Consider the following 25454-nt stretch of genomic DNA (forward strand, 5'->3'; position numbering starts at 1 on the left):
CCGGCCTCCGATCGTGGTCAACGGACCATGCGGACGTTACGGCGGACAGGCTTCGTCATCTGAAAACACCCCCATTCATACCGAAGGCGAGTGATCCCGCTTTGCAAAGCACTGCGATCGTATGCACCACCGCGATGACGACCGCAAGTTCCGTGCAGTGTGATCTGCGCCACACGTATATTGCGGACATTCAGGGTGATTGTCCGATTCTTCTGAACGGTTTTCAGCCAAAGGCCATCGAATTCTCGCCCCTCGATTTTCAGGCAAACCCGACTGGGTAGTCGCCTGCAAAATTGTCGTCTTGTTTGAAGCAGGCTGGCAAAATTCTGGTCAATTGAGATGGAGGAAGTGTGCATGTCTCGCGATATCCCTGATCAACTGTGGAAGAAATTGACGAGCACGGTGGGACTCGTTGCCGTCCGAAGTGGCGGGGCTATCAACGTCATGTCCGCGGAGTGGTCCTACTTCGTCAATAAGACCCCGCTTTACGCGGCCGTAGTTCTCGGCCCGAGTTCAGAGAGCCGCCAGCTCCTGCCGTCAGCGGGAGAGTTCAGCCTCACCCTCTGCTCAGAAGAACAGGCCGGGCTCGCGGACTTCGCCGGGAGCTTCTCCCTGAGCGAGATCGACAAATCCAGCAGCGAGCTCCTCGAGTTCGGCGAGGCGGAGAGCACCCGGACCCCCTGGGTCAGGGGAGGTCTGATCGCTTTGGAGTGCATCCTCCGTGACACGGTCTGCTTCCCGGTCCACCGCATGTACGTAGGCGAGGTGAGCGCCGTGCACGTCCCGGACCACAGTCCGCGACCGCTGGTGAAACACGGCCCCCTACATGCGCTGGGCATGCCGGTGCACCGCACCGCGGTCGTGGCTGGCGCACAGGTCCTCGACGGCCCCGTCCTGCGCGTGGCAGCCACCGGTCCTGATGCTTCCGAGCCACCGGACTGGCGGGTGAGGCTGCTGGTCCCGGGTGAGCCCTCCGTCGACCTCGGCATGCACCCGTCCGGTGAGTACGGAGATTTACTTGTCGACCTGCCGCTGCCGCCGGCTCCGCTCGCCGGGGCACGCATCAAGGTGGAACGCACTGGAGCCGAGCCCGGGTACGCGCGCCTCGACTCGAGGATCTGGCCGTGAGGCCGCCGCCTCTCACATTGCCCTCCGCTCCGCTCCGCCTTGCCGCCGTCCAGACGGAGGCCGTGCCAGGCGACGTGGCGGGCAACGCCGGCCGAGCCGCCGGGCTGGTCAGCGCCGCAGCCCGAGAGGGCGCACGGGTGGCGGTGCTGCCAGAACTGCACCTCCCGGGCTATGACTTGACTGCTCTCGCGCAGGACACCAGGTCCGAGATCATGTGTGACGAAGCGGGGCGGGTGTGGGACGCACGGCTGGAACCCCTGACCGGCGCCGCCGTGCAGGGAGCCGTCGCCGTTCTGGCGGGCGCCGCGGTCCGCAGCCCGGACGGCGCCCTGGCAAATTCCACCCTGCTGGTCACCCCAGAGGGAATCGTCTCCGTCCTGTATGACAAAGAGAATCTCTGGCACGCCGACGAGGCGGCCCTCTTCCGCCCCGGCCGTGCGGGAGGGTGCCTGGAAGTCGACGGCTGGCGGCTGGGAATCGCCATCTGCTACGACATGTCCTTCCCCGAACATGCCCGATCTGCCACGGCGGCGGGTGCCCACGCCTACCTGTGCTCCAGCGCCTTCGCCGCGGGGAACGAGCCGCGGGCGGCCGTCTATATGGCCGCGCGTGCCTTGGAGAACACGGTCTACAGCGTGTTCGTCAACCCGGTCGGCGGCCCACTGGGCCGGCCCGCGGCCGGCGGCAGCGCGGTTCACGGTCCTGACGGCGCAATCGTCACACAGGCGCACGGAGTGCGCGAGCAGACCCTTCTGACGGACCTGGACCCCGCCGCCATTGCGAACGTCAGACAGTTCCTGCACATGCTGGCGGAGTTCCGGGCACGCCAACCGGTCCACGAAGAGGGGAAGTCGCACCCCACCCTGCGGCGCGTCGGCTGATCTGCCTGTCTCGCCGGCGCAAGCGCCGGCACCAGAAGGCCGTGGGCGAACACCTGTTGGCCGGGCACGGGTGCGTGTTCCCGCGCCGTGCATGACTCCGCCCACATGCGCGTACCGGAACGTAAGGCAGGCAGACACCTTGCTCGGCCAGGACCTCGCGGCAGGTGCCCTCGGCCATCGCATGCGCGTCACGCTCGACGGCCCGGCGGGTGGGACACTGGCAAGACCAGACGTGCCGGTGCAACAGCCTCCACACATCCGCCATCGAGCAGTCGACCTGGAACTTCCAGGCGATCAGGACTCTGACCCGGGCCAGGGTCCACCGCTGGTCCTCCCAGCCGTGCTCGGCGGGTCCGAGCGCCAGCTCCTTCTCCAACTCGGCGACCTGGCCATCGGACAGCTTGGGACGTTTCGGTGGCCCCGTGGAAGCCAGGGCGTCCATCCCGCCCTCCCGCCAGGCACGCCAGCGTTCCACCGACCGCTTACTGACCCGGAGATCCTTCGCGCTTTTGAAGTCGTGGTAACGGCGTTCGACCGCACCCTGACCTTTGTAGCGGACAAGGATCCGGTCCGGGCCGAGCCGACCTGCTCGGCCGGGATGCTCGTCAGCAGCGCCCACCAGCCGTCCACCGCGGCCTCGGCCGCCCGGACGTCCTGGTCGAAGTGCCACTGAAGGGCGGGAGGTTCGCCTTCGCCTCCGGTGATCGTCCAGCGCAGGCAGGAGGTGACGTGCCGCTTGGCCGCGATGACTCCGATCCGGGCGGTGATCTTCTGGTGGGTGCCGTAGTGTCGGCCGCCCGCCGCGCCGGCAAGCTTGTCCATCTCCTCGCCGGCCCGGGCCAGTCGCTTCTCGCGATCCCCGGGGCTGGCCCGCCGCGACAGCGGTGGAGTGCACCAGGATCCGGCGCACCCGGTGCACCGGATCCCGCTTGCGGCGCCCGGCCATGGTGTGAATGTCCTCCAGCACCCGGTAGCTCTCCCGCTCGGCGGCCGGTTTGCCCACGTCCCGTTCAGGCACCCAGTCCACCGCCTGTGCCTGTTCAAGGTCCAAGGCTGCGTAGACCTCGTCCTTGACCTGGGCGGCCGGGACCGGCGCGCTGAAATCCACCCCGGCCGCGAGCAGTGCGGCGACATTCGTATAGGACACCAGCTTGGAATCGGCTTCCATCAAGAACTCCCGTGCGCCAGCCATGCCCTGCAGGTCCTTCATCGCGCCGACGACCTGGCTGACCTCGGCCGCACCCCCGTCGAAGACACGGGCATGGACTTGAATGCCGCCGTCGGCGGACACCGCGAGTCCGGCCTGGACCTGCTTTAGGTCCACCCGCCGGTCCCCCGGACGCCCGTAGCCGATGACCGGGTACTGCTCGTCCTGGTCCCCGGCGGGGAAGGCGCCATGGACAGACATGCTGGTCATGTCCCAGTGCAGCCTCGACACGTCGATCCCGAACTCGGCGATCGCCCGGGCACCGACCGTCCCCGCGATCCTGTCCAGCTCCGGCGCGATCGCGTCCAGGGCCCGGGCCAGACGGTCGTCATTGAGCAGAGCCGGCTCGATGCCGAACACCTCCTCCACCGCCCAGGTACGGGCCCAGTCACCGACCCGCACCAGCGGCGCGGGCGAGGTCAGCCGGTTGACCACCAACGCCTCGATCACCTGCCCGTGGGTCAGATGCGCGCTCGCACCTCCCGGACACACCTCGTCGACGATCCCGGCGACATCCAGCCGGCGCAAAAACTCGGCAGCGGCAGGCAAGAGCGCCCAGACGCTTCTCCACCACGGACGTCACCACCACATCAAGGCGCTGACGCTGAAAGCGAGGACGCGGAGACCGGGAAGTCATCGACACACCCCACCCAACGCCACACCACCGGCCCAGGACACCCCCGGACCGGTCACACCATACGAATCAACGACCCGCGAAGTACGGGACTAGATGCTGCGGGGTAAACGAACTGGCCTGGACGGAACCTTGCTGGTCCAGGATGCGCGCGGCGAGACGAGGCAGAGCCTCCCACGCGTCGCGCGAGGTCCGTGGGTGCTCGCGCTGGAGGATGCTGGTGGCCAGATGGGAGAGCAACTCCCGGGCGGAGACGCGCGGGTCGCCGCCGGCACGCAGACGGCCGGCGAGAGCGTGAACCTGCAGCGGACTGGTCAGCAGAGAGCCGGTAGCCGACCGGGTCCGCTCGCCGGTGGGCCCCATCCCCTTCGACTTGGGCATACGGTGAGGCCCTCCGCTTCTCCTCGGGCGACGGGAACCGAACTGCGGCCGACGGCGTCGCAGTGACGTTCGGCGGAGCAAGGGAGTGGTCATGATGCTGGAGGACTGCAGACGGGGTCGCGGATCCTGGACCTCGCTCGCGACCGTCATGATTGCCCTCTCCTGTGTTGTGACCGCCTGCGGAGGGGGAGGTGACGATTCGGAGGCGGACTCGGCGCCGCCGCGTCCTGCTACCGGTTCAGCCACCGCCACTCCCTCGGAGAGCGGCCCCGGCACGCCGGGAATCCCCAGCTCGCCCTCTGCGACTAGGTCGGCGACGTCACTGTCGACGCCGTCGACACGAGCCCCGGCCCCTCATGGGACAGCCTCCACGCCCCCAGGGTGCGCCGCGGGCTCCATTACCGTCACCCACCGCCCGGGGGACGCCTCTGTCCACGACCTGTGCGTGCGGCCCGGAACTGTGGTGTCCCTTGTCCTCCAGCCGCGGAACGACGACAAGCTGTGGACGGGTCTGCTGAGTTCCGCGCCAGCCTTCGTCCTGGTGTCCGGGTGGGGGGTAGCGGCGGACGGCACGGCCCACGCCGCGCTGCGCTGCGCTGGCGCCCGGGGCGGTACCGCGAAGATCACGGCGATGGCGAAAGCGCCGGACGTAGCGGGCGCGTCGCGCGTCGCCTTCACGCTCGAGGTGAGTGTGGTGCCGTACACGACGCAGGGGTGACCCCGGCAACCCGGGGTCACCCCTGCGAAGCCGCTGCGTCAGTGGCAGTCGCGCACGTCGATCGTGTAGATGCCGCGGCCGTGGGTGGCCGCGTACAGCGTCCGGCCGTCCGGGCTTAGCCTCAACTGGAGTACGGCGACGGCCGGGAGGTTACCGACGCGCTGCCAGGTCGTACGGCCGGGCGCGCGGTAGACGACGCCCAGGTCGGTGGCGACGGCGAGGCCGCCGTTCGGTGTGACGACCGCGGAGTTGGTCGGCACGTCGGGGAGGTTCTTCGAGATGTCCTTCCAGGTGGTGCCGCCGTCGGTGGACTCGAAGACGTGGCCGACGCCGGCGCCGGGGCCTTCGGTCCAGTGCCGGGAGAAGCCGTTGACCGCGAGGTAGACGTGGTCGGCGTGCTTCGGGTCGACGGCGAAGCCGGCGAGGTAGCGGTTGGGTACGGTGCCGTCCGTGCCGGTGGCCGGGAGGGTGATGTCGTGCCAGCCGGTGCCGTCCGTGTTGCCGACGGAGATGCCGCGGGCGAAGCCCTGGTTGTTGCAGGGGCCGCACCAGGCCGCGTACACCTTGCCGCCCGAGGCCGCGACGGCGGTCGCGGTGCGGCCGGCGCCCAGATCGTACACGCTGGTCCACTCGTCGCCGCTGCGGATGGCGTAGCCGTGGGTCTGCACCCAGATGTGGCGGCCGCCGGCGATCCAGGTCGAGCTGTTCTTCGCGTCGGCGGCGAGCGGGGCGATGAAGCGGGCCTCGCCGGTGGCGTTGTCGGCGGGGGCGACGTTGTACGACGTGATCTTGCTGGGGTCGGTGACCCAACTGCCGTCGTTGATCGCGCAGTTCTGGGTCACCTGGATCGCCAGGTAGACGTACTCCTCGGCGAGGTTGCAGCCGTTGGCGGGGTCGGTGAGGGTGTCGCCGCCGTCGCCGCCGAAGTCGGAGCCCATGACCGTGTCGTTGCTGCGCAGGATGGACTGGCCGTTGTCCTGGAGGCCGCCGGTGACGGAGACGCCTCCGTAGGTCAGGTCCTTGCCGACGCCCACCGAGTAGTACTGGAGGGTGTCGATGGTGCCGTCGTTGAGCGAGGTCCAGTCGGTGGCGTGCCCGGAGGCGTCCTGGGAGCCGTTGAGGGGGCGCTTGTAGACGCCGCCGTCGTTGCCGACGTAGACGAAGCTCTTGCCGTGATAGCTGCCGATCGCGACGCCGTGCTGATCGGAGTGGGTGGTCGGGCTGCAGTTGCCCGTCTGCTTGGTGGGGTCGATGCTCCAGCAGGGGAAGCCGAAGTTCCAGTACGGGCCGACAGTCGACCAGGTGCTGCCGCCGTCCTTGGTCTCGTAGACCTCCTCCAGGCCCGCGTAGACGTGTTCCGCGTTGGCCGGGTCGACGGTCAGGAACTGGTTGTACCAGGCCTGCACGCCCGGCATGTAGCCGCTGGAGGTCAGCGCGGAACCGTCGGCGGCCAGGCCCTTGTAGTCGGCGACCTTCGTCCAAGGGCCGGTGGGAGAACCGGACTTGGAGACGTAGATGCCCTCCAGACCGCTGTCCGGGTTGGTGTTGAGCTGCTCCGGGGACTGGTCGATGGCGTAGTAGCGCGAGCCGTCGGCAGAGCGGGCGAAGGTGACGTTGCCGACGTCGTCCGCGTCGGCGGGCAGGTCGCCCAGGCCGCTGGTGATCCGCGTCCAGGTGCCGCCCGCGCCCTTGGTGTAGAAGCCGTTGTAGTCGTCACCGCTGCGCCAGCCGACCGCGAGAACCACCTTCGAGGGGTCCTTCGGGTCGATCGCGATGTCGTTGGCGATGTTCTTGTACGCGGCCGAGTCGTCGTTCGCGAGTGGACCGCCCGGCAGATAGTCGGGGTTGGGTGCGAACTCCAGCTTCCACGCGCCCTTCAGCGTCTTCGTGGAGTGGCTCCACACACCCTCGCTGGTCGCCGCCCACACGTTGCCGCCGCCGAAGCGCAGTTCGTGGATGGTGGTGGACTCCAGCTCGTCGCCGCCGACCCGGCTGCGGGAGGAGAACGTGCCGTGCCGCGGGTCGGACAGAACGTAGACGCCGCTGCCGAGGTAGGCGTCTGCGTTGGTCGTCGCCTCGCCGGTGCCCAGCCACAGCCGCCCGGCACCGTCCAGCGCGAGCGCGCCGGTCGACTGCGACGACAGTTTGTCGCTGATGGGCTGCCAGCGGCCGCCTCCGGTGTGCGAGCGCCACACTCCGCCGCCCGCGCTGCCCGCGTACACGTACCCGTCGTCGTCGGCCGCCATCGCGGCCATCCGGCCGGTGACATTGCCCGAGCCGCCGCTGGAGTTGGAGTCGTAGTCGCGATAGCGCGGGTCGTCGGAGTTGTACGGCAGGTCGGTGATGTTGCGCCAACTGCCGCCGGTACTGGACAGGTTGGTCAGACTCGTCCAGGCGGCGCCGTACGCGCCCGGGGCGACGATGCCGGGTGAGGTGCGGGCCTCAGCGTACTGGTCGGCGCCTTCGGCTATCTCGTCGGCCTCGTTGCCGTCGTCACCGCCGCCGCCGTCTTCGGCCTTGGCTTTCGGGCTGACTGCACCCATCGACTGCTCTTGTTCGGCGGCGAGTTGAGCCAGTGCGCGAACCCCGAAGGGGCTGCCTCCCGGGCCGGGCGCGGCGCCGGCGGGTATCGCCACGAGTGCGGCGGATGCGGTGATGGCGCAGATCGTGAACCAACGTCTCTTGCGGGTCGGTACTGACACCAAGTCCTCCCAAACAGCATGGGCACAGCTTTGGGACAGACACGATCACGGGGTACAGGGGATTCCGTCGGGGCTTGGGCAAGTCTTGTCCGGAACCTGCCATGCCTATGCGTGTTGCGGAGGTGCGGGCGCGTCCCGTGGCGCTGCGGTCGGCCGCTACCCGCCAGGTTCCTGTCTCAGCCGCAGTGTGTGGCAGCAGCCGCGGCCGTACATCTGCCGCTTGATCGTCTTAAACGGTTGACGGGGCCTTCGACGACGCCGGAACTGCAGGCGAGCGTCATCCCGGCGAGGACGTCGTCCCAGTCCTGGCGTAGGAATCCGGCGAAGCCCCGTACCGGACCGGGCCCGTTGGTTCGGCCGCGCGGACCCAGGCGGCCAGGGGGTGCGCCTACCGGTACGCGTACCTGCTGACCGCGATGACGAGTTGCACCGCAAGGCCGGCCGGCGGCGGGTTTCGCCGCTGTCCACGGATCTCCGTGCCGTCGACGATCCCAGTCCGGTCGTTGGCGCCCAGGTACCCGACGACCTTGGTGAGAGCAGGGCGCATCGGAGGGACGATGCGTTGGCAGGTTGGCAGAGGAAATCGGGATACGGGAAGCTCGGCATGATCGACCGACCACGCTGCCGCATGATGTGGATTTCCGGGACTCCGCCCTGGACGCACCCGTGGCGCGGTCGCCGCCCGTCGCGATGAGAGGCTCGGGCGCAGATCAGGATGTTCCCCTCGCGTCACCGTCGAGGCCATCTACCGTCTGCAGTCTCACTGCAGGCCGTGGCGAAGGCCCAGTCGGTCGCTTCCTGCACGATCTCTGACCTGCCGTTGGGGGTATGGCCGTCGATGACTGCTGGCCGGAGGCCATCATGTGAGTTTCATGTGAGTCCCAGGGTCATCGGGTGCTGTCTCTGGGGTCTTCCCAGGTCAGAGGCTTGGCGTTCCCATGAAACGTTCATGTTCGTCCAGATCAGGCTCACGTCGGTGGCGGACAGTGAGTGGTGCACGCGACGGTCGCGTGCACCACTGCCGGTCTGGAGTCTCGTTGACTTCTTCCCCCCTCCTGAAGGAGGGGGATTCCTACGGCTCGCGCTGTAGGGGTTCCTGCTTCAACGCCGGCTGCCCGCCAGGAGAACTCCCTTGAGGTCTTACACCGGCTCCACAGGCCGAGACGGCCAGCCCGGCCGCCTTGATGTTGCGGGCCGCGTTGATGTCGCGGTCATGCACGACACCACAGGTGTCGCACGTCCACTCGCGGACATTCAGCGCCATCTTCGCCGCGACCGTGCCGCAGTTCCCGCACAGCTTGCTGCTGGGGAAGAAGCGGTCGACCACGACGAGTTCACGCCCATACCAAGCGCACTTGTACTCCAGCATCGACCGCAGCTGCCTCCACGACACATCCGAGATCGCCCGCGCCAACGTGTGGTTGTTCAGCAGGTTGCGGACGGTGAGGTCCTCGATCACGACCGTTTGGTTCTCACGGACGAGCCGAGTCGACAGCTTGTGCAGGACATCGCGGCGCCGGTCGGCGATCCGCGCATGCACGCGGGCAACCCGCTCGCGGGCCTTCTCCCGGTTCGCCGAGCCCTTCGCCTTCCGCGACAGCTCACGCTGCGCCCCGGCCAGACGAGCACGGTCACGGCGCTCGTGCCGGGGGTTGGCGACCTTCTCGCCGGTGGACAGCGTCACCAGGGAGGTGATGCCGGCGTCGATGCCGACCGCGTTCTTCGTGGCCGGAGCCGGGGTAATGCCGTCGTCGCACAGCAGCGACACGAACCAGCGTCCCGCCGCGTCGCGGGACACGGTCGCCGTGGTCGGCTCGCTGCCCTCCGGGAGTGGACGCGACCAGCGGATGTCCAAAGGGGCGGCCATCTTCGCCAACGTCAGCCGTCCCTCACGCCACGAAAAGGCCGAGCGGGTGTACTCGGCCGACGCACGGGATTTCTTGCGGGACTTGAAACGCGGATACTGCGCACGCTGGGCGAAGAAGTTCCCGAACGCCGTCTGCAGATGGCGCAGCGCCTGCTGCAGCGGGACCGACGACACCTCCGCCAGGAAGGCCAGCTCCGCAGTCTTCTTCCACTCCGTGAGTGCGGCCGACGACTGCACGTAGGACAGACGGCGCTGCTCGCCGTACCAGGCCCGGGTGCGCTCCTCCAGCGCCTTGTTGTAAACCAGGCGCACGCAGCCGAACGTGCGCGACAGCTCCGCCGCCTGCTCGCCTGTGGGGTAAAAGCGGTACTTGAACGCCCGCTTGACCTGCCGCGCCATAGCTCACACCTTATCGGATTCCGTGTGATCGACAGGTGTCGGCCGGTGGACGACGCACGCCGGTCCGCCCGGGCGGCGAACCGGCCTTCCCTGCCCTGCTTCGCAGGAACTTCGTTTCCTCCCCCGGCTGAAGCCGGGGGTATCCACAAAGGAGAGGCCCGATGATCGAAGTATGCGGCCTGTCGAAACGCTATGGCGAGGTCCTGGTTGTGGATGATCTGACATTCGCTGTCCGGCCTGGGGAAGTGACCGGGTTCCTGGGGCCCAATGGAGCCGGCAAGTCGACCACGATGCGCATGATCCTGGGCCTGGACGCTGCCAGTTCCGGGACCGCGACAGTGGCCGGACGGCCGTACGCTGTGCAGCCCGCGCCACTGAAGGTGGTCGGGGCGCTCCTGGATCCGGGCGCAGTGCTGCCCAGTCGCACCGCCTATCATCATTTGTCGGCGTTGGCGGCCGGCAACGGGATTCCGCGCCGCCGGGTGGAGGAGGTATTGGCGGAAGTCGGCTTGGAGAAGGTGAGTCGCCGGCGTGCGGGGACGTTCTCCCTCGGAATGCGTCAGCGGCTGGGCATCGCCGCGGCCCTGCTGGGTGATCCCCCGATACTGGTGTTCGACGAGCCGCTCAACGGGCTGGACCCGGAGGGCATCGTGTGGATCCGCTCGCTGATGCGGAGGATGGCGGCCCAAGGACGCGCGGTTTTGATGTCCAGCCATCTGATGAGCGAGATGGAGCTGACCGCCGACCACCTCATCGTCATCGGCCGCGGAAAGCTGATCGCTGACATGACGATGAAGGACTTCATCGAGGCACACTCCGAGCGCGAGGTCTTTGTTCGCACCCCCCAGGCCGAGGCCCTGCGCAGCATGATCACCGCAGCCGTTCAGGTGCGGACCGAAGGCGGTGATGCTTTGGTGGTGACGGGTCTGGAAGCTGCCGAGATCGGCGCTCTGGCGTCGCTCGGCGGAGTGGAACTGCACGAGCTTGCTCCGCGCCAGGTGTCGCTGGAAAAGGCATTCATGGACCTGACGCGGGATGCGGTGGAGTACCAGTCGGAGAAGGAGACGAGCCGATGACGCACGCCTCTACGCAACTCCCTGCAAGGCCGACAAAAGCCCGCCGGTACTTGCTCGTGTCCCGCCTTCAGTCAGACCCGGATCGTGCGCGGAGGGGGAAGGTGACCTTCTGGCACTGCCTGCAGGCCGAGTGGATCAAGATCCGTACGATGCGGTCGACGTTGTACGTGATCCTGGGCACCCTGGCGTTCTGCATCGCTCTCGCCGCGCTGAATGCCTCGTCCGCCGGCAGTGAGTTCGCGGACCTGAGTCCCGCGGACCAGGCCTCGTTCGACCCGTTGGCGACCAGCCTGCGCGGTTACCTGCTTGCGCAGATCGCGCTCGGCCTGTTGGGCGGCCTGGTCATCACCTCGGAGTACGGTGCGCGCACGATCGTCCCCACCCTGATCGCTGTTCCGCACCGGGCGCGGGTGCTGGTATCCAAGGCTGTGGTGCTGGTGGGTGTGGCGCTCCCGGTCGGGATCGCGGTGTCGCTGGCCGGGTTTCTCGTCGGGCAGGCGTCGCTGTCCGGGGCGGGCGCTCCGCACCTGGCACTCTCCGAGGGCGTGGCACTGCGCGGCATCGTAGGTGGTGGCCTTTATCTGGCACTGGCCGGGCTCTTCGGACTGGCTCTGGGCACGGTGATCCGCTCCACCACGGCAACGGTGACCACCCTGTTCGGCGTGATGCTGATCGTTCAGGCCTTCGCCCCGGCCCTGCCCGCGGGACTCGGCGACTGGGTGTCGAAGTACTGGCCGCCGATCGCCGGCGGGCAGATCATCACCAGCTATCAGGACCCCACGTTGCTGAGTCCCTGGGCAGGAGTGGGCGTCATGGCCGGATGCGTGGCGGCTCTGCTGACGGCGGCGTTCGTCGTCTTCCGCAAGCGTGACGCCTAGCCGGGCGGGACAGTGAAGACAGAGGATCGCCAGCCGGGGACGGGTGCCATGACGACGACACAACGACTGCTACTGGTGGAGGACGAGCCCACGCTGCGTGAGCTGCTGTCTGCCAGCTTGCAGCTGGCCGGCTTTGAAGTGATTCCGGTCGAAGCCGGCGGCCAGGCCCTGGAAGCGGTCCGCGACAAGCGCCCCGATCTGATTGTCCTGGACGTGATGCTGCCCGACTTCGACGGCTTCGAGGTCGCACGCCGCCTGCGCGAGCATCCCTCCGGTTCCGGAAGCGGGCACCCGCCGATCCTCTTCCTGACGGCCCGGGATGCAGCCGAGGACCGCATCAGCGGTCTGCGGGCCGGGGGGGACGACTACGTGACCAAGCCTTTCAACCTCGAGGAACTCATCCTGCGCATTCAGGCCGTGCTGCGCCGCACCAGCGGCCGCCGGCCCGATGGGCTCTTGGCTGTCGATGACCTGGAACTCGATGTCGACAGCCACCAGGTGACGCGAGGCGGCGAGCCGGTGCAGCTGTCTCCGACCGAATTCAACCTGCTGCGCGTGCTGATGCAAAACGCTGGGCAGGTCCTGTCCAGGGATCAGCTCCTAGACCAAGTCTGGCACTACGACTTCGACGGCGACGACTCCATCGTCGCCTCCTACATTAGCTACCTACGCCGCAAAATCGACACCGGCGAACCGAAGCTGATCCACACGGTGCGCGGCACCGGCTACGTCCTGCGCCGGCCCCGCTCATGAGCACCGCCTCCACACGCGGGCCAATCAGCCGTCTGTCGCTGCGCGGGCGGGTCGTGGCCATCACGTTGCTGCTGGTCATCGCCGCCCTGCTGGCCAGCAACGCCCTACTCGTCACCCTGCTGCAACAGCAACTGGTGCAGCAACTGGATGACCGGCTGCGCACCGCTGCCACGACTGCGGCACGGCTGTCGAACACGGAAGACACGCCCGGCGGGACGGCACCGGAGACGCGCGACGCGGTGGAGCGCGACCTGACGGGCGATGTCTACGTCGCCTACCTCGATGCCGAAGGGCATCTGCGTCATACGCTGCGTCCGGCCACCCATGGCACCCCACAACTTCCGGTCCTCGACACCGCAGCGATCGCGGCCCGCGACCAGCACCCCTTTCAGGTCCCGGGCAAGGGTGACGGCGATGAGTGGCGTGTCATCGCTGCCCCGTTGGCCGCCGACCACGACACCAACGTAGCCAAGGGCGGCAGCGTCGTCGTGGCCGGTTCCCTGGCGCCGGTCCACACGACGATCCGGCACCTGGGCGTGTGGATGCTGGTGATCGATTCCCTGGTGCTCGTCTGCTTGGGCATCATCGCCTGGTTCGCCGTGCGGGCCGGTCTGCGGCCGCTGCGGCGCATCGAGACGACGGCAGCGGCCATCGCGGGCGGGGATCTGTCCAGCCGTGTCCCGCAGCCGGCCACGACCCGCACCGAACTGGGCCGGCTGTCCGCCGCGCTCAACGGAATGCTGGACCGTATCGAAGCCGGCGACGCCGCCCGCGCCGCCACCAACGAGCGCATGCGCACCTTCGTCGCGGACGCCAGCCACGAACTGCGCACCCCGCTGTTCGGGATCAAAGGCTTCACCGAGCTGTATCGGATGGGTGGCATGCCAGAGCGCGCCGATGTCGATGCCGCCATGAGCCGTATCGAACGCGAAGCGGCCCGCCTCGTCCGCATTGTCGAGGACCTGCTGCTGCTCGCCAGGCTCGACGAAGACGCCACCGCTGACGTGCATCTGACCCTTCGTCTCACCCCCATGGACCTGCGCACTCTGGCTGCCGACGCCCTGCACGACCTACGGGCATTAGCCCCCGAACGTCCCATCACCCTGACCGGCCCGGACGGCGGTCCGCCCGGTGGCGCCCCCGTTCTGGGCGACGAGTCCCGACTGCGACAGGTCACCTCCAATCTCGTCGGCAACGCCATCGCCCACACCCCGCCCGGCACGCCGGTACGCATCGGTGTCGGCACGCTAGAGGATCAGGCAGTCCTTGAGCTGAGCGATGAGGGGCCAGGAATCGCGGCCGAGCAGGCCGCCCACGTCTTCGACCGTTTCTACCGTGCCGACACCGCTCGCGGCCGTACACAGACCGGCGGTGCCGGTCTGGGACTGTCCATCGTCCGCTCCCTGGTGACCGCTCACCGCGGCCGTGTTGAGGTTCGCTCTGGGCCAGGGGAGGGCGCCACGTTCCGCGTCCTGCTGCCGTTGCATCCCGACAGCTCCGTTAGCAATTCCTGAGGACCGCCTGGTAACCCCTCGGCCAGCTGCTGCGGACAGCCGGCCGTAGCCGACGCATAGCCGATTCCCAAGAACAGCCGATGGCGTGCCCCAGGTGTGTCGCCGTTCTGTTCGCGCGTCACCCTGCCGTTCGCGGCAGGGTGACTACCCGCGGGAGATGAGACACCCGCCGAGTCCTACTTGTTTTTCAGTACAGGGGATTGTCGAAACGGCCGACGACATGGAGAGGCCGGCCCGCCAGGGTGAGAGACGTTCCCGATATCCAGATATGGAGATGTCCTTTCATGGCGACTTTCTTGCATCGGGTGGGCCGATGGGCCTTCCGGAAGCGCCGCATAGTGGTGCTGGCCTGGGTGGCGGTGCTGGCCGCCGTGTTCCTCGGGGCTTCCAGCGCATCCGAGGCACCGGACGACTCGTCTTCCATGCCCGGCATCGAATCCCAGCAGGCGTTCGACCTGATCAATAAGCGATTCCCGGGCGCCGAGGCGGACGGTGCCGAGGCCCGCATCGTGTTCGTCGCGGAACACGGTCAGCACGTCACCGCCGCAGCCAACCGCTCGGCCATCGGCAAACTCGTTGCCGCGGTGGCCGACGGGTCACAGGTCGCCGGCGCGACCAGCCCCTTCGACACGAACGCGGTCGGCAAGGATAAGTCGACGGCGTACGCCACCGTCACCTACAAGGTCGAGAGTGACGATCTCACCGATGCCAGCAAGACGGACCTGACCAAGGCAGTCGAGCAGGCCCGGGATGCGGGTCTGACCGTCGAGGTCGGAGGCTCCGCGCTGGAGACCGATGCAGGGCAAGGCCTGGGAGAGGTACTCGGCGTTCTCGTCGCCGCGGTGGTGCTGCTGATCACCTTCGGTTCACTCGCCGCCGCCGGCCTGCCGCTGCTGACCGCCATCCTCGGCGTCTGTGTCAGCCTGGCCGGGATCACCGCCGTGAGCAGCGCCTTCGGATTTTCCTCGACGGTGGGTGAACTGGCGATGATGCTCGGCCTCGCCGTCGGCATCGACTACTCCCTGTTCGTGGTCTCCCGCTACCGGGAAGAGCGGGCCAAGGGACATCAGCCGCAGGAGGCGGCTGCCCTGGCCGCGGGCACGGCCGGGAGTGCGGTCGTCTTCGCCGGGCTCACCGTCGTCATCGCTCTGCTGGGCCTCTCCGTGGTCGGCGTCCCGATGCTCACCAAGATGGGTATCGGCTCGGCAGGCGCAGTCCTGGTCGGAGTCCTGGTCGCCCTGACCGCAGTGCCGGCGCTCCTGGGCTTTTGGCCCAATGCGGTGCTCTCTCGCCGTGATCGCAAGGGCGGACGTCCCACCCCCAACACACTCTTCAGCCGCATCGGCAGGACCAAGAAGGCCGGCACAAGTACGAAGGCCGCCCGGGGTGTTCGCTGGGCGCAGTTCGTGGTGCGCCGGCCGCTGCCGGTACTGCTCCTGTCCGTGATCGGCCTCGGGGCGCTCGCGGTGCCGTCACTGGACCTGCGGATGGGCATGCCCGGCGACGAGGCCAAGTCGACCGCAACCACGGAGCGCCGCGCCTACGACGCGCTCGCCGAGGGTTTCGGCCCGGGCTTCAACGGCCCGCTGACCGTGGTCGTCGATGCCAAGAAGGCCGATGACCCGAAGACAGCCGTGACAGCGGTCTCCGCGAAGCTCGCCGGCACCAAGGGAATCGTCTCCGTCTCGCCGGCACGCTTCAACAAGGCGAAGGACACGGCAGTGATCTCCGCCGTCCCCTCGACCGCGCCCAGCAGCCAGCAGACACAGGATCTGGTGCACACCATCCGCAGCGAGCGCAGCGCGGTGGAGTCGGCCACCGGCGCCGACTTCAAGGTCACCGGCACCACCGCCCTGAACATCGACGTGGGCCAGAAGATGCAGGACGCCCTCATTCCCTACCTCGCGGTCGTCGTCGGTCTCGCCTTCCTCCTCCTGATGTTGGTCTTCCGTTCGATCCTGGTGCCGCTCAAGGCCGCGCTCGGCTTCTTGCTGTCGGTCGGCGCGGCCCTCGGCGCGATCGTCACGGTCTTCCAGCAGGGCCACGGCGCCGGTTTCTTCGGCGTCGACGAGACCGGTCCGATCATGAGCACCATGCCCATCTTCCTGGTGGGTATCGTCTTCGGCCTCGCCATGGACTATCAGGTCTTCCTGGTCTCCCGGATCCGCGAGGCGCACATCCACGGAGAGAAGCCCGGCCAGGCCGTCGTCACCGGCTTCCGGCACAGCGCCCACGTCGTGGGGGCAGCAGCGCTGATCATGATGGCGGTGTTCGGCGGATTCATGACGGGCGGCGAATCCATGGTCAAGATGGTCGGCTTCGGGCTGGCCAGCGCCGTCTTCTTCGACGCCTTCGTCGTTCGTATGGCATTCGTGCCCGCGGTCCTGGCACTCCTCGGCAAGCGCGCTTGGTGGCTGCCGAAATGGCTGGACCGACTGCTGCCCCGCGTTGACGTCGAGGGCGAAGCCCTCACCAAGCAGGCACACACACCGCGCGACTCGTCTGACAACGACGATCGACGGACCCCCATGAGGGTCGTCTGACGCACGCGCTGACCGGGCCGCTCGCATTCAAAAGCCCGCGAGCGGCCCGGATCGGGTCGCAAACCCTGCCCACCTCCTCACGCCGCCGGTCACGGCAGCTAGGAGAAAGCCCATGGTCATCCACCTGCGACGTCACGCCGACCGGCACCCCCGCCTCGTCGAAGCGGCCTTCCTCCTGCTCATCTATGCGGCCACCAGCAACCAGTACCGCCGGGCCGGCACCGACACCATGTGGTGGCCGGGCTTCGCCCTTGCCGCAGTCACCTGTACGACCCTGCTGGCACGCCGGCGCCGCCCCGGCACCGTCGTCGTCCTCACCACCCTCGCCACCGCCGTCGCGGGCGCCCAGGGCAGCACCTTCGGCCCCCTCCTGCTGCTCCCGGTCATCGTCGCGCTGTACGAACTGACTCTGCAGGCGTCTCAGCGGACCATCCGCACCCACTGCCTCCTGGTTGCTGTCATCCTCCTGCCCACCGCACTGCTCTGGGATTCGGAGGACAAACCCTGGGCGAACGAGGCGGTGAGCCTGGCCTTCTGGATCCTGCTGCCCATCCTGCACGGATCGGCAGTGCGAGCGCGCCGCGCGTACCTGGACACCGTCCGCACACGCGCCGAGGACGCCGAACGCACCCGCTACGAGGAAGCACAACACCGCGTCACCGAAGAACGCATCCGCATCGCCCGAGAACTGCACGACGTGGTCGCCCACCACATGGCCCTCGCCAACGCCCAAGCCGGCACAGCCGCCCACCTGTTCTCCACCCACCCCGCGCAGGCCGGCCAAATCCTCACCGAACTCACCGGCACGACCACAGCCGCACTGCGCGAACTGGAGGCAACCGTAGGCCTGTTGCGCCAGCCTGAGACCGCCGAGGAATCACTGAATCCCGCACCCGGACTTGAGCGGCTGCCTGACCTGGTCGCTGCCTTCGCCGCCGCCGCACTGCACATCACCATCGCTGTCGACGGCCCCGTTCAGCCCCTGTCGGCAGGGGTGGACCTGACCGCCTTCCGCATTGTGCAGGAAGCCCTGACCAACGTCGCCAAACACACCGCGGTGAACACAGCACATATCCATCTCGCCTACGCCCAAGAGCAGTTGACGATCACCGTGAGCGATGACGGCAACCCGATCACGCCCCCGCGCGCACCCGGCGGCGGCTTCGGTCTCATCGGCATGCGAGAACGCGCTCAGTCCGCCGGAGGCCGCCTTCGTGCGGGGCGTCGCCCGGAAGGCGGCTTCGCCGTCACGGCCGAACTCCCCATCAGTATCTGACCAGAGAGTAAGTGCTATGACGATCCGCATATTGATTGCCGACGACCAGGCCCTGCTGCGAGCAACCTTCCGGGTGCTGATCGACTCCTGCGACGACCTGGAAGTCGTCGACGAGGCTGCCAACGGGCAGCAAGCCATTACGCTCGCCGGCATCCACCGCCCGGACATCGTCCTCATGGACATCCGCATGCCCGGCACCGACGGACTGGCCGCGACCGCCGCCATCTGCGCCCAGCCCGAACTGCAGGCCACACGCGTCCTCATCCTCACCACGTTCCAAACCGACGAGCACGTCGCCCACGCCCTGCGCCTCGGCGCGAGCGGCTTCCTCGGCAAGAACACCACCGCCGACGCCTTCCTCGATGGCATCCGCACGGTCGCCTCCGGTGACGCCTTGCTGTCACCCCTAGCCACCCGCTCACTGATCACCCGCTTCCTCGCCACCCCCGCTCCCAGCTCCGGCGCCCCCGACCCCGAGCAATTCGGCAGCCTCACTCCGCGAGAGCGCGAGGTGCTGGCCCTGGTTGCGGAAGGCAAATCCAACGACGAGATCGCCGACGCACTGTTCCTCAGCCCCCTGACCGTCCGCACCCACGTCCAACGGGCCAAAACCAAGACAGATGCCCGCGATCGCGCACAGCTCGTCGCCTTCGCCTACCAGGCCGGCCTTGTACAACCGGCGAGGTGACCGACAACGCGGAGGCAGGCGCCCTCCCGACGCCCGGGGACGCCGACAAGCCGGCCCCGTCCTCGCAGTGTTCGCCCACATACGCCGCACAACAGGGCTGCAATCTCGTGCCCCGGCCGCCGCGCCCGCTGGCACCGGACATGCCCTGTCCTGACCGACGTTCAAGCCCCACTCAGAAGACGGGACACACGGCATCATGACTCACCTACGCGTCGTCCTGATCGGCATTCTCCTGTCCGTGGTAGCCCTGACCGCCGCCGTCGCCGAGACCCATATGGACAGCGACACTGCTGGGCACAGCGACCTGCAGGGCCCCTATGTCGCTCTCGGCGACTCCTACACTTCCGGTCCACGCATACCAGCTCAGAGCGGCAAACCCGCTGGCTGTGACCGCTCCGACCATAACTACCCGGCGTTGGTCACCGCCCAGCTCAAGCTCAAACCGGGCATGTTCCGCGACATGAGCTGCAGCGGCGCAACGACAGTGGACTTCACCTCGTCTCAGTCCACCGACAACGGCCGCAATCCCGCACAGCTCTCCGCCCTTTCCAGCCGAACCCGACTGGTCACCGTCGGTATCGGAGGCAATGACATCGGCTTCAGCAGCATGCTGACCCGCTGCCTCACAATGGGAACGGCATACAAGATCATCATTCGCAGCAAGGACGTCTCGGTGGATGCTCCCTGCCGAGATCGCTACGTCAAGGACGGCACCGACAGTACGCAGCAGCGGATGACAGCTCTGGGAACCGCACTGTCCGACCTGATGAAAGAGATCAGGCAGCGTGCGCCCAAGGCGCATATCTATATCGTCGGCTACCCCGCGATCCTGCCGCCCGGCGGCACGGGATGCGGACGCAGGCTTCCCCTTGCTCCCGGCGATATTGCCTACCTGCGGGAGAGGGAGGAACAGCTCAACAAGGCACTGCGCCAACAGGCCCGGACTGCTGACGCCACGTACGTGGACACCTACACGGAATCCCGGAAGCACAGCGCCTGTTCAGCCAGGGACACACGATGGGTCGAGCCACTGATCCCCAGTAACCCGGCAGCACCGGTACACCCCAACGCTCGCGGACAACGTGCAATCACACAGATCGTCCTGCGCGCCATGAGGGCGGCACAGTGAGCTTCTCCGGCTTGGGGACCGACGGACGACCTGGTCGTCATCGCTGCTTCCCCGCGTCCGGCTTTCGCACCGCGGTGCGCCGGAGACGTCCCGGGAGCCTGCATGTGCACCGTCCATATGGTTTCCTCGAGCTGACCGACACTATCCATGAATGGTGGTGGTCAGTTCGCGGGAGTGCTGCCGGGGCGGATCAGTCCGGTCTCGTAGGCGAGGATGACCAACTGGGCCCGTCCGCGGACGCGGAGTTTCGTCATGGCCCGGTTGACGTGGGTTTTGGCGGTCAGGGGAGACACATACAGCCGGTTGGCGATGTCCTGGTTGGACAGTCCGGAGGCGACCAGGGTGAGGACTTCGCGTTCTCGGTCGGTCAGCACGTCGAGCGCCGTCGCGGGGACCGGCTGGGGAGGGTCTGGTTCGCTGAGGAAGCGGTTGATCAGGCTGCGGGTGGCGCCCGGCGACAGCAGTGCTTCGCCTGCGGCCACGGTTCGGATGCCGGCGAGCAAGTCGGTGGGATCGACGCCCTTGTTCAGGAAACCGCTGGCGCCCGCGCGCAGGGCCAGGAGTACGTTCTCGTCCATCTCGAAGGTGGTGAGGATGAGGACCCGGACTCCGGCGAGGGAATCGTCGCCGGTGATGGCCTTGGTGGCTGCGAGTCCGTCCATGACGGGCATTCGGATGTCCATCAAGACGACGTCGGCGCGGGCGTCGCGCACCAGCTTGATGGCGTCGCAGCCGTTGCCGGCCTGGCCGACCACTTGCAGGTCGTCCGCGGAGTCGATCAGGGCGTGGAAGCCTGCCCGGATGAGGGCCTGGTCGTCGGCCAGTACTACCCGGATCGTCATGGGGATGCTCCTGAGGGGTCGGCTGCGGGCAGGAAGGCGTGCACGGTGAAGGTGCCGTCGACAGCCGGTGCGGCTTGGAGGGTTCCGCCGAGAGCGGCTGCGCGTTCTTGCATGCCGATCAGTCCATGTCCGCTGGCAGGGCGTTGGGTGTCGCGTGGCGAGTGGTGTGGATTAGTGACGTTGATGGTCAAGCCCTCGCCGGCGTAGGCGAGATGGAGTTCCACGGCGGTGCCCGCGGCGTGTTTGTGCGCATTGGTCAGGGATTCCTGGATGATGCGGTAGGCGGCGAGGTCTGTCGCCGCGGGCAGCGGGCGGGGCCGGCCCGCTTGGCGGTAGCGCACATGCAGCCCGGCCGCGGCCACGGTGTCGAGCAGTTCGGGCACATGGGCCAGGCCGGGTGCCGGCGCGGTGGACTGGTCGGGGTCGTCGTGCCGACGCAGCACGGCAAGGACGGTGCCGAGTTCCTCGACGGCGATGCCGGCGGCGTCTCGAACGTGCCCCAGCGCGGCCTTTGCTTGTTCGGGCTCACTTTGCATCAGGTGTTTCGCCACGCCGGCCTGCACACTGATCAGGGCGAGGTGGTGGGCCACGACGTCGTGCAACTCTCTGGCGATGCGCAGCCGTTCCTCCATCACCCGACGGTGTGCCTCCTCCTCGCGGGACTGCTCGGCCCGGCGGGCGCGTTCCTCCACCGCCGCCAGGTAAGCCCGGCGGGTGCGCAGTGCGTCGCCGACCGCGACGGCCATGCCGACACCGGCGAGGAGGCTGAGGTCCCCGCGTTCCCACCATGCGGCGCCCGGCCACTCAGGGCCCGGCCAGATCAGGCTCGCGCCGTAGAGCAGGGCCGCCGCTGAGCCGCCGAACAGATATGCGGTGCGGCGCGGATAGGTGCTTGCCACGGTGTATGCGGCGATCGCCGCGGTGACCGTCTGTGCCGACCGCGCCTCGCCTACCGCGATGGTGATGACCGTGGCCGCCATGGTCAGGACCAGCACCAGGCGCGGCCGGTGCCGCCGCGCCGTGACGAGCCCGATGATGGCGATCGCCGCGACTGCATCCCACAGGTGCAGATCGCGGCCCGGGTGGCGGCTTTCGGGCTTGCCGTCCCAGACGGCAAGCAGATAGACGAGCGCGAGAAGCACACCGATGATCACGTCCACGGCCTGGGGGTGCCGCGCGGCCAGCGCAGCGATGCGCCGGTGAGTGATAGCCGGATATGCCATGGCCGGGACGTTACGGGATCACCGGTGCCGCTCGCGTCGTGTAGCGGCGGTAGGTGTTGACCAAGCGCGCTACTACGGCCGTGGTACGCGGCGCGCACGGTCGGCTCGCCCCTCGGGCCCATGCGACACAGGAGCCGAGGACATGGTGCCGGGGGGTTCTCTTTCCGCGGGCCCGATCAGTAGTGGTGGCTGCGCTTTTACCCCTGAGGTGTTTGGGGCTTGGGCCGTGTCCCCGCCTTGAGCCGCTGAACATCTCACGACGCTGCTTTCCCGAACGCGTTGGAAGAGTCGCACTCCGGTCGTCGGCGCTGAAGGGATGGCAGTGCCCTGTTACGGCAGCAACTGGCTTCGCGGCCCCGGCATGACGCAGCGCGAGGATTGCGGTCTGCTGCATCCGTGGTACGGCGCAATGTCCATGGATGGAGGACGCGAGGTCGGCTCTGCTCGCGGGATCGTGCAGCTGCGGGCTGATCCGCAAACCCATCGGCGAATCAGCGACCCGTTGCTTCCTTCATCCACCAACAGGAGCGTCCCATGGACCAGCCCACGACCACTACCGGCAACGGCATACGCGCGAACGGCGGCAACATCTCGCTCTGGATCCTCCAGATCGTCCTCGGTGGACTCTTCATCATCAATTTCGGTCCCGGCAAGCTGCTGGGCAGCGAGCAGAGTGTCGAACTCTTCGCGGACATCGGCGCCGGCCAGTGGCTGCGCTATGTGACCGGCACCCTGGAGGTCGCCGGTGGCCTCGGCCTGCTCATCCCGCGTCTGTCCGGGCTGGCTGCACTCGGGCTCACCGGCGTTATGGGTGGCGCCGCCCTCACCGACATGGTCATCGTTGACGAGAGCCCGATCGCCCCCCTCATCCTGCTGATCGCCGCCGCGGTCATCGCGTGGTTCCGCCGTGACCGCTCGCTCGCGGTGCTCCAGCAGCTGCGCGCGAGGCGTTCACCTGCCAGAAGCTGAGTCCGCGCCCGCTGAGGCCGTGGCCGGCCCCATGCCTTCAGGGCGCGCTTGAGTTCGCGCACCCCACGCCGCTCGGGACCACCCCGGTGTCGCCCCTCGTGTGGTCCGTCCGGCTGCTCGCCGCCCCTTTCACCGTTCCCGCCTGACCAGCTCATCGCGCCGCGGCCGACATCCGCACGCCGATGTGGTCCCCTGTCTTGGAGTTCCCCATGGCTGTTCTTCTGTACCGACTCGGACGGTTGTCGTTCAGGCGACGACGTCTCGTGCTGCTCATCTGGCTTGCCCTGCTCGTGGCAGGCGTGACCGGCGCCGTCACTCTCTCCGGCCCCACCTCGCAGTCCCAGCAGATTCCCGGCCTGGAAGCCCAACGCGCGCTGGACCAGCTCGAGCAGAAGTTCCCCCAGGCGGCTGCCGACGGAGCCACCGCGCGCGTCGTATTCGCCTCGCCCGACGACTCACCGCTCACCGATCCGGCCAACCGGCGGATCATCGAACGGACGGTGGCCCAGCTGGCCCACGGGCCGCAGGTCGCCGGCGCGCAGGACCCCTTCGATACGGGCACGGTCAGCCCCGACAGGACGATCGCCTTCAGCCAGGTGACGTACGACGTTCCCGGAGAGGCCATGCAGGCGGATGCCCGCGAGGCCCTGCTGTCGACCGCCGACGAGGCCCGCGAGGCGGGACTGACCGTCGAGATCGGCGGCGACGCGCTGGAAGATGAGGCCCCCGGCGGCATCACGGAGATCATCGGCGTCGCTATCGCCGCCCTCGTCCTGCTGATCACCTTCCGCTCCGTACTGGTGGCCGGACTTCCGCTGGTCACCGCCCTGATCGGAGTGGGCATCGCCATGACCGGCATCATGACGCTGAGCGGGTTCGTCGACCTCTCCCCGACAACAGGGACCCTCTCACTGATGATCGGACTGGCAGTCGCCATCGACTACGCACTGCTCATCGTCTCCCGCTACCGCAACGAGCTGGCAACCGATCCCCGCGCCGACCGGGAGGAGGCCGCCGCACGCGCCATGGGCACCGCCGGATCCGCCGTCGTCTTCGCAGGACTCACCGTCATCATCGCCCTGGCCGGACTCTCCGTGGTGGGCGTTCCCTTCCTCGCGCAGATGGGTCTGGGCGCCGCCGCCGCCGTCGCCGTCGCCATCCTGATCGCGCTCACCCTCCTTCCCGCGCTCCTGGGATTCGCCGGCCGCCGTGTCACCGCAAACAGCACGGAGAGTCAGACGGCGGAGAAGAAGGGGCGCGCCACGATGGGACGCCGATGGGTCACCTTGGTGACCCGGCGCCCGGCAACCGCCCTGATCATCGCGGCCCTGGGTCTGGGCGTTGCCGCCCTCCCCGCCCTCGACCTGCGCCTGGGCCTGCCCGACGACGGCATGGCCACGAAGGACACCACCCAGCGCAAGGCCTACGACCTGGTCAGCGAGGGATTCGGACCCGGCTTCAACGGCCCCCTCGTCATCGTCGTGAGCGCCGAAGGCACCACCAACCCCCAGACCGCGGCGCAACACGTGACCGAGCACGTCAAGACACTGACGGACGTGAAGAGCGTCTCCCCGGCCACTGTCAACCCGGCCCGGGACACCGCCCTGCTGCAGGTCGTGCCCAAGGGCGGACCGAACGCCCCCTCGACCACCGACCTCGTCACCACTATCCGGGACCAGAGCCAGGACCTGCGCGCCGAGTCCGGCGCGACCGTCGCCGTCACCGGCATGACCGCTCTCAACATCGACATGTCCGACCGCCTCCAGAGCGCACTGATCCCCTACCTCGCACTCGTCGTCGGCATGGCGATGCTGCTGCTGATGCTGGTGTTCCGCTCCGTGCTCGTCCCCGTCAAGGCCGTCCTGGGATTCCTGCTCACCGTGGGCGCCACCTTCGGCGCCGTGGTGGCGGTCTTCCAGTGGGGCTGGCTGGCCGGACTCCTCGGAGTCGCCCAGACCGGGCCGATCGTCAGCATGATGCCGATCTTCCTCATCGGCATCGTCTTCGGCCTGGCCATGGACTACCAGGTCTTCCTCGTCGCACGGATGCGCGAGGAGTACGTCCACGGCGCCCAGCCGACCCAGGCAGTGGTGTCCGGCTTCGTAAACAGCGCACGCGTGGTCACCGCTGCCGCCGCCATCATGATCAGCGTCTTCTTCGGCTTCGTCCTGTCGGCCGACCCCATGATCAAAATGATGGGCTTCGCGCTCGCCTCCGGTGTCCTGCTCGACGCCTACATCGTCCGCATGACCCTCGTACCGGCCGCCCTCACCCTCCTGGGACGCTCTGCCTGGTGGATCCCGCGCTGGCTGAACAAGCTCCTGCCCGACGTCGACATCGAAGGCGAGAAGCTCCGCGGACGACTGGGCACGGAGGGGCAGCAGCAAACACCCGGCGACACCGCCTTGGCCGTTGACCAGACAACGGTTTGACCGACCGGTCTGCGGCACGCGCCCGGGCCACCGCCATCTCCCACCAGCCGCTGCCGCAGTGCAGCGCGCCCACACCCATAGGAAGCGCCCCGGTGAACCAGCCCGCTTTCTGGGACCGCTCCACGCCCGCCGGCACAACGGACGCGGCCTGCCGGCGCGCCTGACGGAGTCGGGGGACATTGCGAGGACCAGGAGCTGCACGCAAGAGACACCC

General features: G+C 68.1%; 19 protein-coding genes and 2 pseudogenes. 13 read left to right on the forward strand and 8 right to left on the reverse strand.

The features are described from left to right. The first annotated feature begins 354 nt into the window (after nucleotides 1-354). Complete coding sequence (locus M2283_RS44525) at nucleotides 355-1128, forward strand: flavin reductase family protein (protein ID WP_280882301.1); 774 nt, start codon at nucleotides 355-357, stop codon at nucleotides 1126-1128. A 74-nt stretch (nucleotides 1129-1202) separates the two neighbouring features. Then, nucleotides 1203-2009 (forward strand): carbon-nitrogen hydrolase family protein, encoded by an 807-nt coding sequence (locus M2283_RS44530; protein ID WP_280882302.1) that lies wholly within the window; start codon nucleotides 1203-1205, stop codon nucleotides 2007-2009. A 175-nt stretch (nucleotides 2010-2184) separates the two neighbouring features. Here the strand turns inward: M2283_RS44530 and M2283_RS52080 are convergent. The 3 genes and pseudogenes from M2283_RS52080 to M2283_RS44540 form a co-directional block, all read right to left on the reverse strand. Beyond that, a pseudogene (locus tag M2283_RS52080) lies at nucleotides 2185-2514 on the reverse strand (winged helix-turn-helix domain-containing protein); the annotation flags it as partial. Between the two features lie 420 nt (nucleotides 2515-2934). After that, nucleotides 2935-3708, reverse strand: a pseudogene (locus M2283_RS52085) (IS1634 family transposase); the annotation flags it as partial. Nucleotides 3709-3919: 211 nt separating this feature from the next. Further along, nucleotides 3920-4231 (reverse strand): hypothetical protein, encoded by a 312-nt coding sequence (locus M2283_RS44540; RefSeq protein WP_280882304.1) that lies wholly within the window; start codon nucleotides 4229-4231, stop codon nucleotides 3920-3922. Nucleotides 4232-4694: 463 nt separating this feature from the next. Here M2283_RS44540 and M2283_RS44545 point away from each other — a divergent pair, with 463 nt between their 5' ends. Then, the gene (locus M2283_RS44545; protein WP_280882305.1) at nucleotides 4695-4949 is read left to right on the forward strand and encodes an acetyl-CoA synthetase; all 255 of its coding nucleotides are present in this window, start codon (nucleotides 4695-4697) and stop codon (nucleotides 4947-4949) included. A 38-nt stretch (nucleotides 4950-4987) separates the two neighbouring features. Here the strand turns inward: M2283_RS44545 and M2283_RS44550 are convergent, their stop codons facing one another. From M2283_RS44550 to M2283_RS44560, 3 genes are all read right to left on the reverse strand, one after another. After that, nucleotides 4988-7651, reverse strand: a complete 2664-nt coding sequence (locus M2283_RS44550) for a WD40/YVTN/BNR-like repeat-containing protein (RefSeq protein WP_280882306.1) — start codon at nucleotides 7649-7651, stop codon at nucleotides 4988-4990. A gap of 388 nt (nucleotides 7652-8039) precedes the next feature. Beyond that, nucleotides 8040-8198, reverse strand: coding sequence for a hypothetical protein (locus M2283_RS44555; RefSeq protein WP_280882307.1), 159 nt, complete (start codon nucleotides 8196-8198; stop codon nucleotides 8040-8042). A 525-nt stretch (nucleotides 8199-8723) separates the two neighbouring features. Continuing rightward, the gene (locus M2283_RS44560) at nucleotides 8724-9917 is read right to left on the reverse strand and encodes an RNA-guided endonuclease InsQ/TnpB family protein (RefSeq protein WP_280882308.1); all 1194 of its coding nucleotides are present in this window, start codon (nucleotides 9915-9917) and stop codon (nucleotides 8724-8726) included. Nucleotides 9918-10078: 161 nt separating this feature from the next. Here M2283_RS44560 and M2283_RS44565 point away from each other — a divergent pair, with 161 nt between their 5' ends. The 8 genes from M2283_RS44565 (at nucleotide 10079) to M2283_RS44600 (ending at nucleotide 19774) form a co-directional block, all read left to right on the forward strand. Further along, entirely contained in the window at nucleotides 10079-10993 is a 915-nt protein-coding gene (locus M2283_RS44565) for an ABC transporter ATP-binding protein (protein WP_280882309.1), read from the forward strand. A gap of 101 nt (nucleotides 10994-11094) precedes the next feature. Further along, nucleotides 11095-11871 carry an ABC transporter permease gene (locus tag M2283_RS44570; protein WP_280882310.1) on the forward strand — a complete coding sequence of 259 codons (777 nt, stop codon included), beginning with the start codon at nucleotides 11095-11097 and terminating at the stop codon, nucleotides 11869-11871. A 48-nt stretch (nucleotides 11872-11919) separates the two neighbouring features. After that, nucleotides 11920-12624, forward strand: coding sequence for a response regulator transcription factor (locus tag M2283_RS44575; RefSeq protein WP_280882311.1), 705 nt, complete (start codon nucleotides 11920-11922; stop codon nucleotides 12622-12624). Then, the gene (locus M2283_RS44580) at nucleotides 12621-14138 is read left to right on the forward strand and encodes a sensor histidine kinase (RefSeq protein WP_280882312.1); all 1518 of its coding nucleotides are present in this window, start codon (nucleotides 12621-12623) and stop codon (nucleotides 14136-14138) included. The genes M2283_RS44575 and M2283_RS44580 overlap by 4 nt, the downstream gene beginning before the upstream one ends. A 284-nt stretch (nucleotides 14139-14422) precedes the next feature. Continuing rightward, nucleotides 14423-16681, forward strand: coding sequence for an MMPL family transporter (locus tag M2283_RS44585; RefSeq protein ID WP_280882313.1), 2259 nt, complete (start codon nucleotides 14423-14425; stop codon nucleotides 16679-16681). Between the two features lie 112 nt (nucleotides 16682-16793). Next, nucleotides 16794-17957, forward strand: a complete 1164-nt coding sequence (locus tag M2283_RS44590; RefSeq protein ID WP_280882314.1) for a sensor histidine kinase — start codon at nucleotides 16794-16796, stop codon at nucleotides 17955-17957. A gap of 16 nt (nucleotides 17958-17973) precedes the next feature. Next, nucleotides 17974-18645 carry a response regulator transcription factor gene (locus M2283_RS44595; protein ID WP_280882315.1) on the forward strand — a complete coding sequence of 224 codons (672 nt, stop codon included), beginning with the start codon at nucleotides 17974-17976 and terminating at the stop codon, nucleotides 18643-18645. A 196-nt stretch (nucleotides 18646-18841) separates the two neighbouring features. Beyond that, nucleotides 18842-19774, forward strand: coding sequence for an SGNH/GDSL hydrolase family protein (locus M2283_RS44600; RefSeq protein ID WP_280882316.1), 933 nt, complete (start codon nucleotides 18842-18844; stop codon nucleotides 19772-19774). Between the two features lie 161 nt (nucleotides 19775-19935). Here the strand turns inward: M2283_RS44600 and M2283_RS44605 are convergent, their stop codons facing one another. Further along, entirely contained in the window at nucleotides 19936-20616 is a 681-nt protein-coding gene (locus tag M2283_RS44605; RefSeq protein ID WP_280882318.1) for a response regulator transcription factor, read from the reverse strand. Further along, nucleotides 20613-21839 carry a sensor histidine kinase gene (locus M2283_RS44610; protein WP_280882319.1) on the reverse strand — a complete coding sequence of 409 codons (1227 nt, stop codon included), beginning with the start codon at nucleotides 21837-21839 and terminating at the stop codon, nucleotides 20613-20615. The genes M2283_RS44605 and M2283_RS44610 overlap by 4 nt, the downstream gene beginning before the upstream one ends. 534 nt (nucleotides 21840-22373) lie before the next feature. Here M2283_RS44610 and M2283_RS44615 point away from each other — a divergent pair. Both M2283_RS44615 and M2283_RS44620 read left to right on the forward strand, forming a co-directional pair. After that, nucleotides 22374-22808: a DoxX family protein gene (locus M2283_RS44615; RefSeq protein ID WP_280882320.1), complete on the forward strand. Its 435-nt coding sequence runs from the start codon at nucleotides 22374-22376 to the stop codon at nucleotides 22806-22808. A gap of 209 nt (nucleotides 22809-23017) precedes the next feature. Continuing rightward, on the forward strand, nucleotides 23018-25240 hold the full coding sequence (locus tag M2283_RS44620) for an MMPL family transporter (RefSeq protein WP_280882321.1): 2223 nt from the start codon (nucleotides 23018-23020) through the stop codon (nucleotides 25238-25240). The last annotated feature ends 214 nt before the right edge of the window (nucleotides 25241-25454 follow it).

Origin of the sequence: Streptomyces pseudovenezuelae, assembly GCF_029892565.1 — a bacterium.
Lineage (GTDB): Bacteria > Actinomycetota > Actinomycetes > Streptomycetales > Streptomycetaceae > Streptomyces > Streptomyces pseudovenezuelae_A.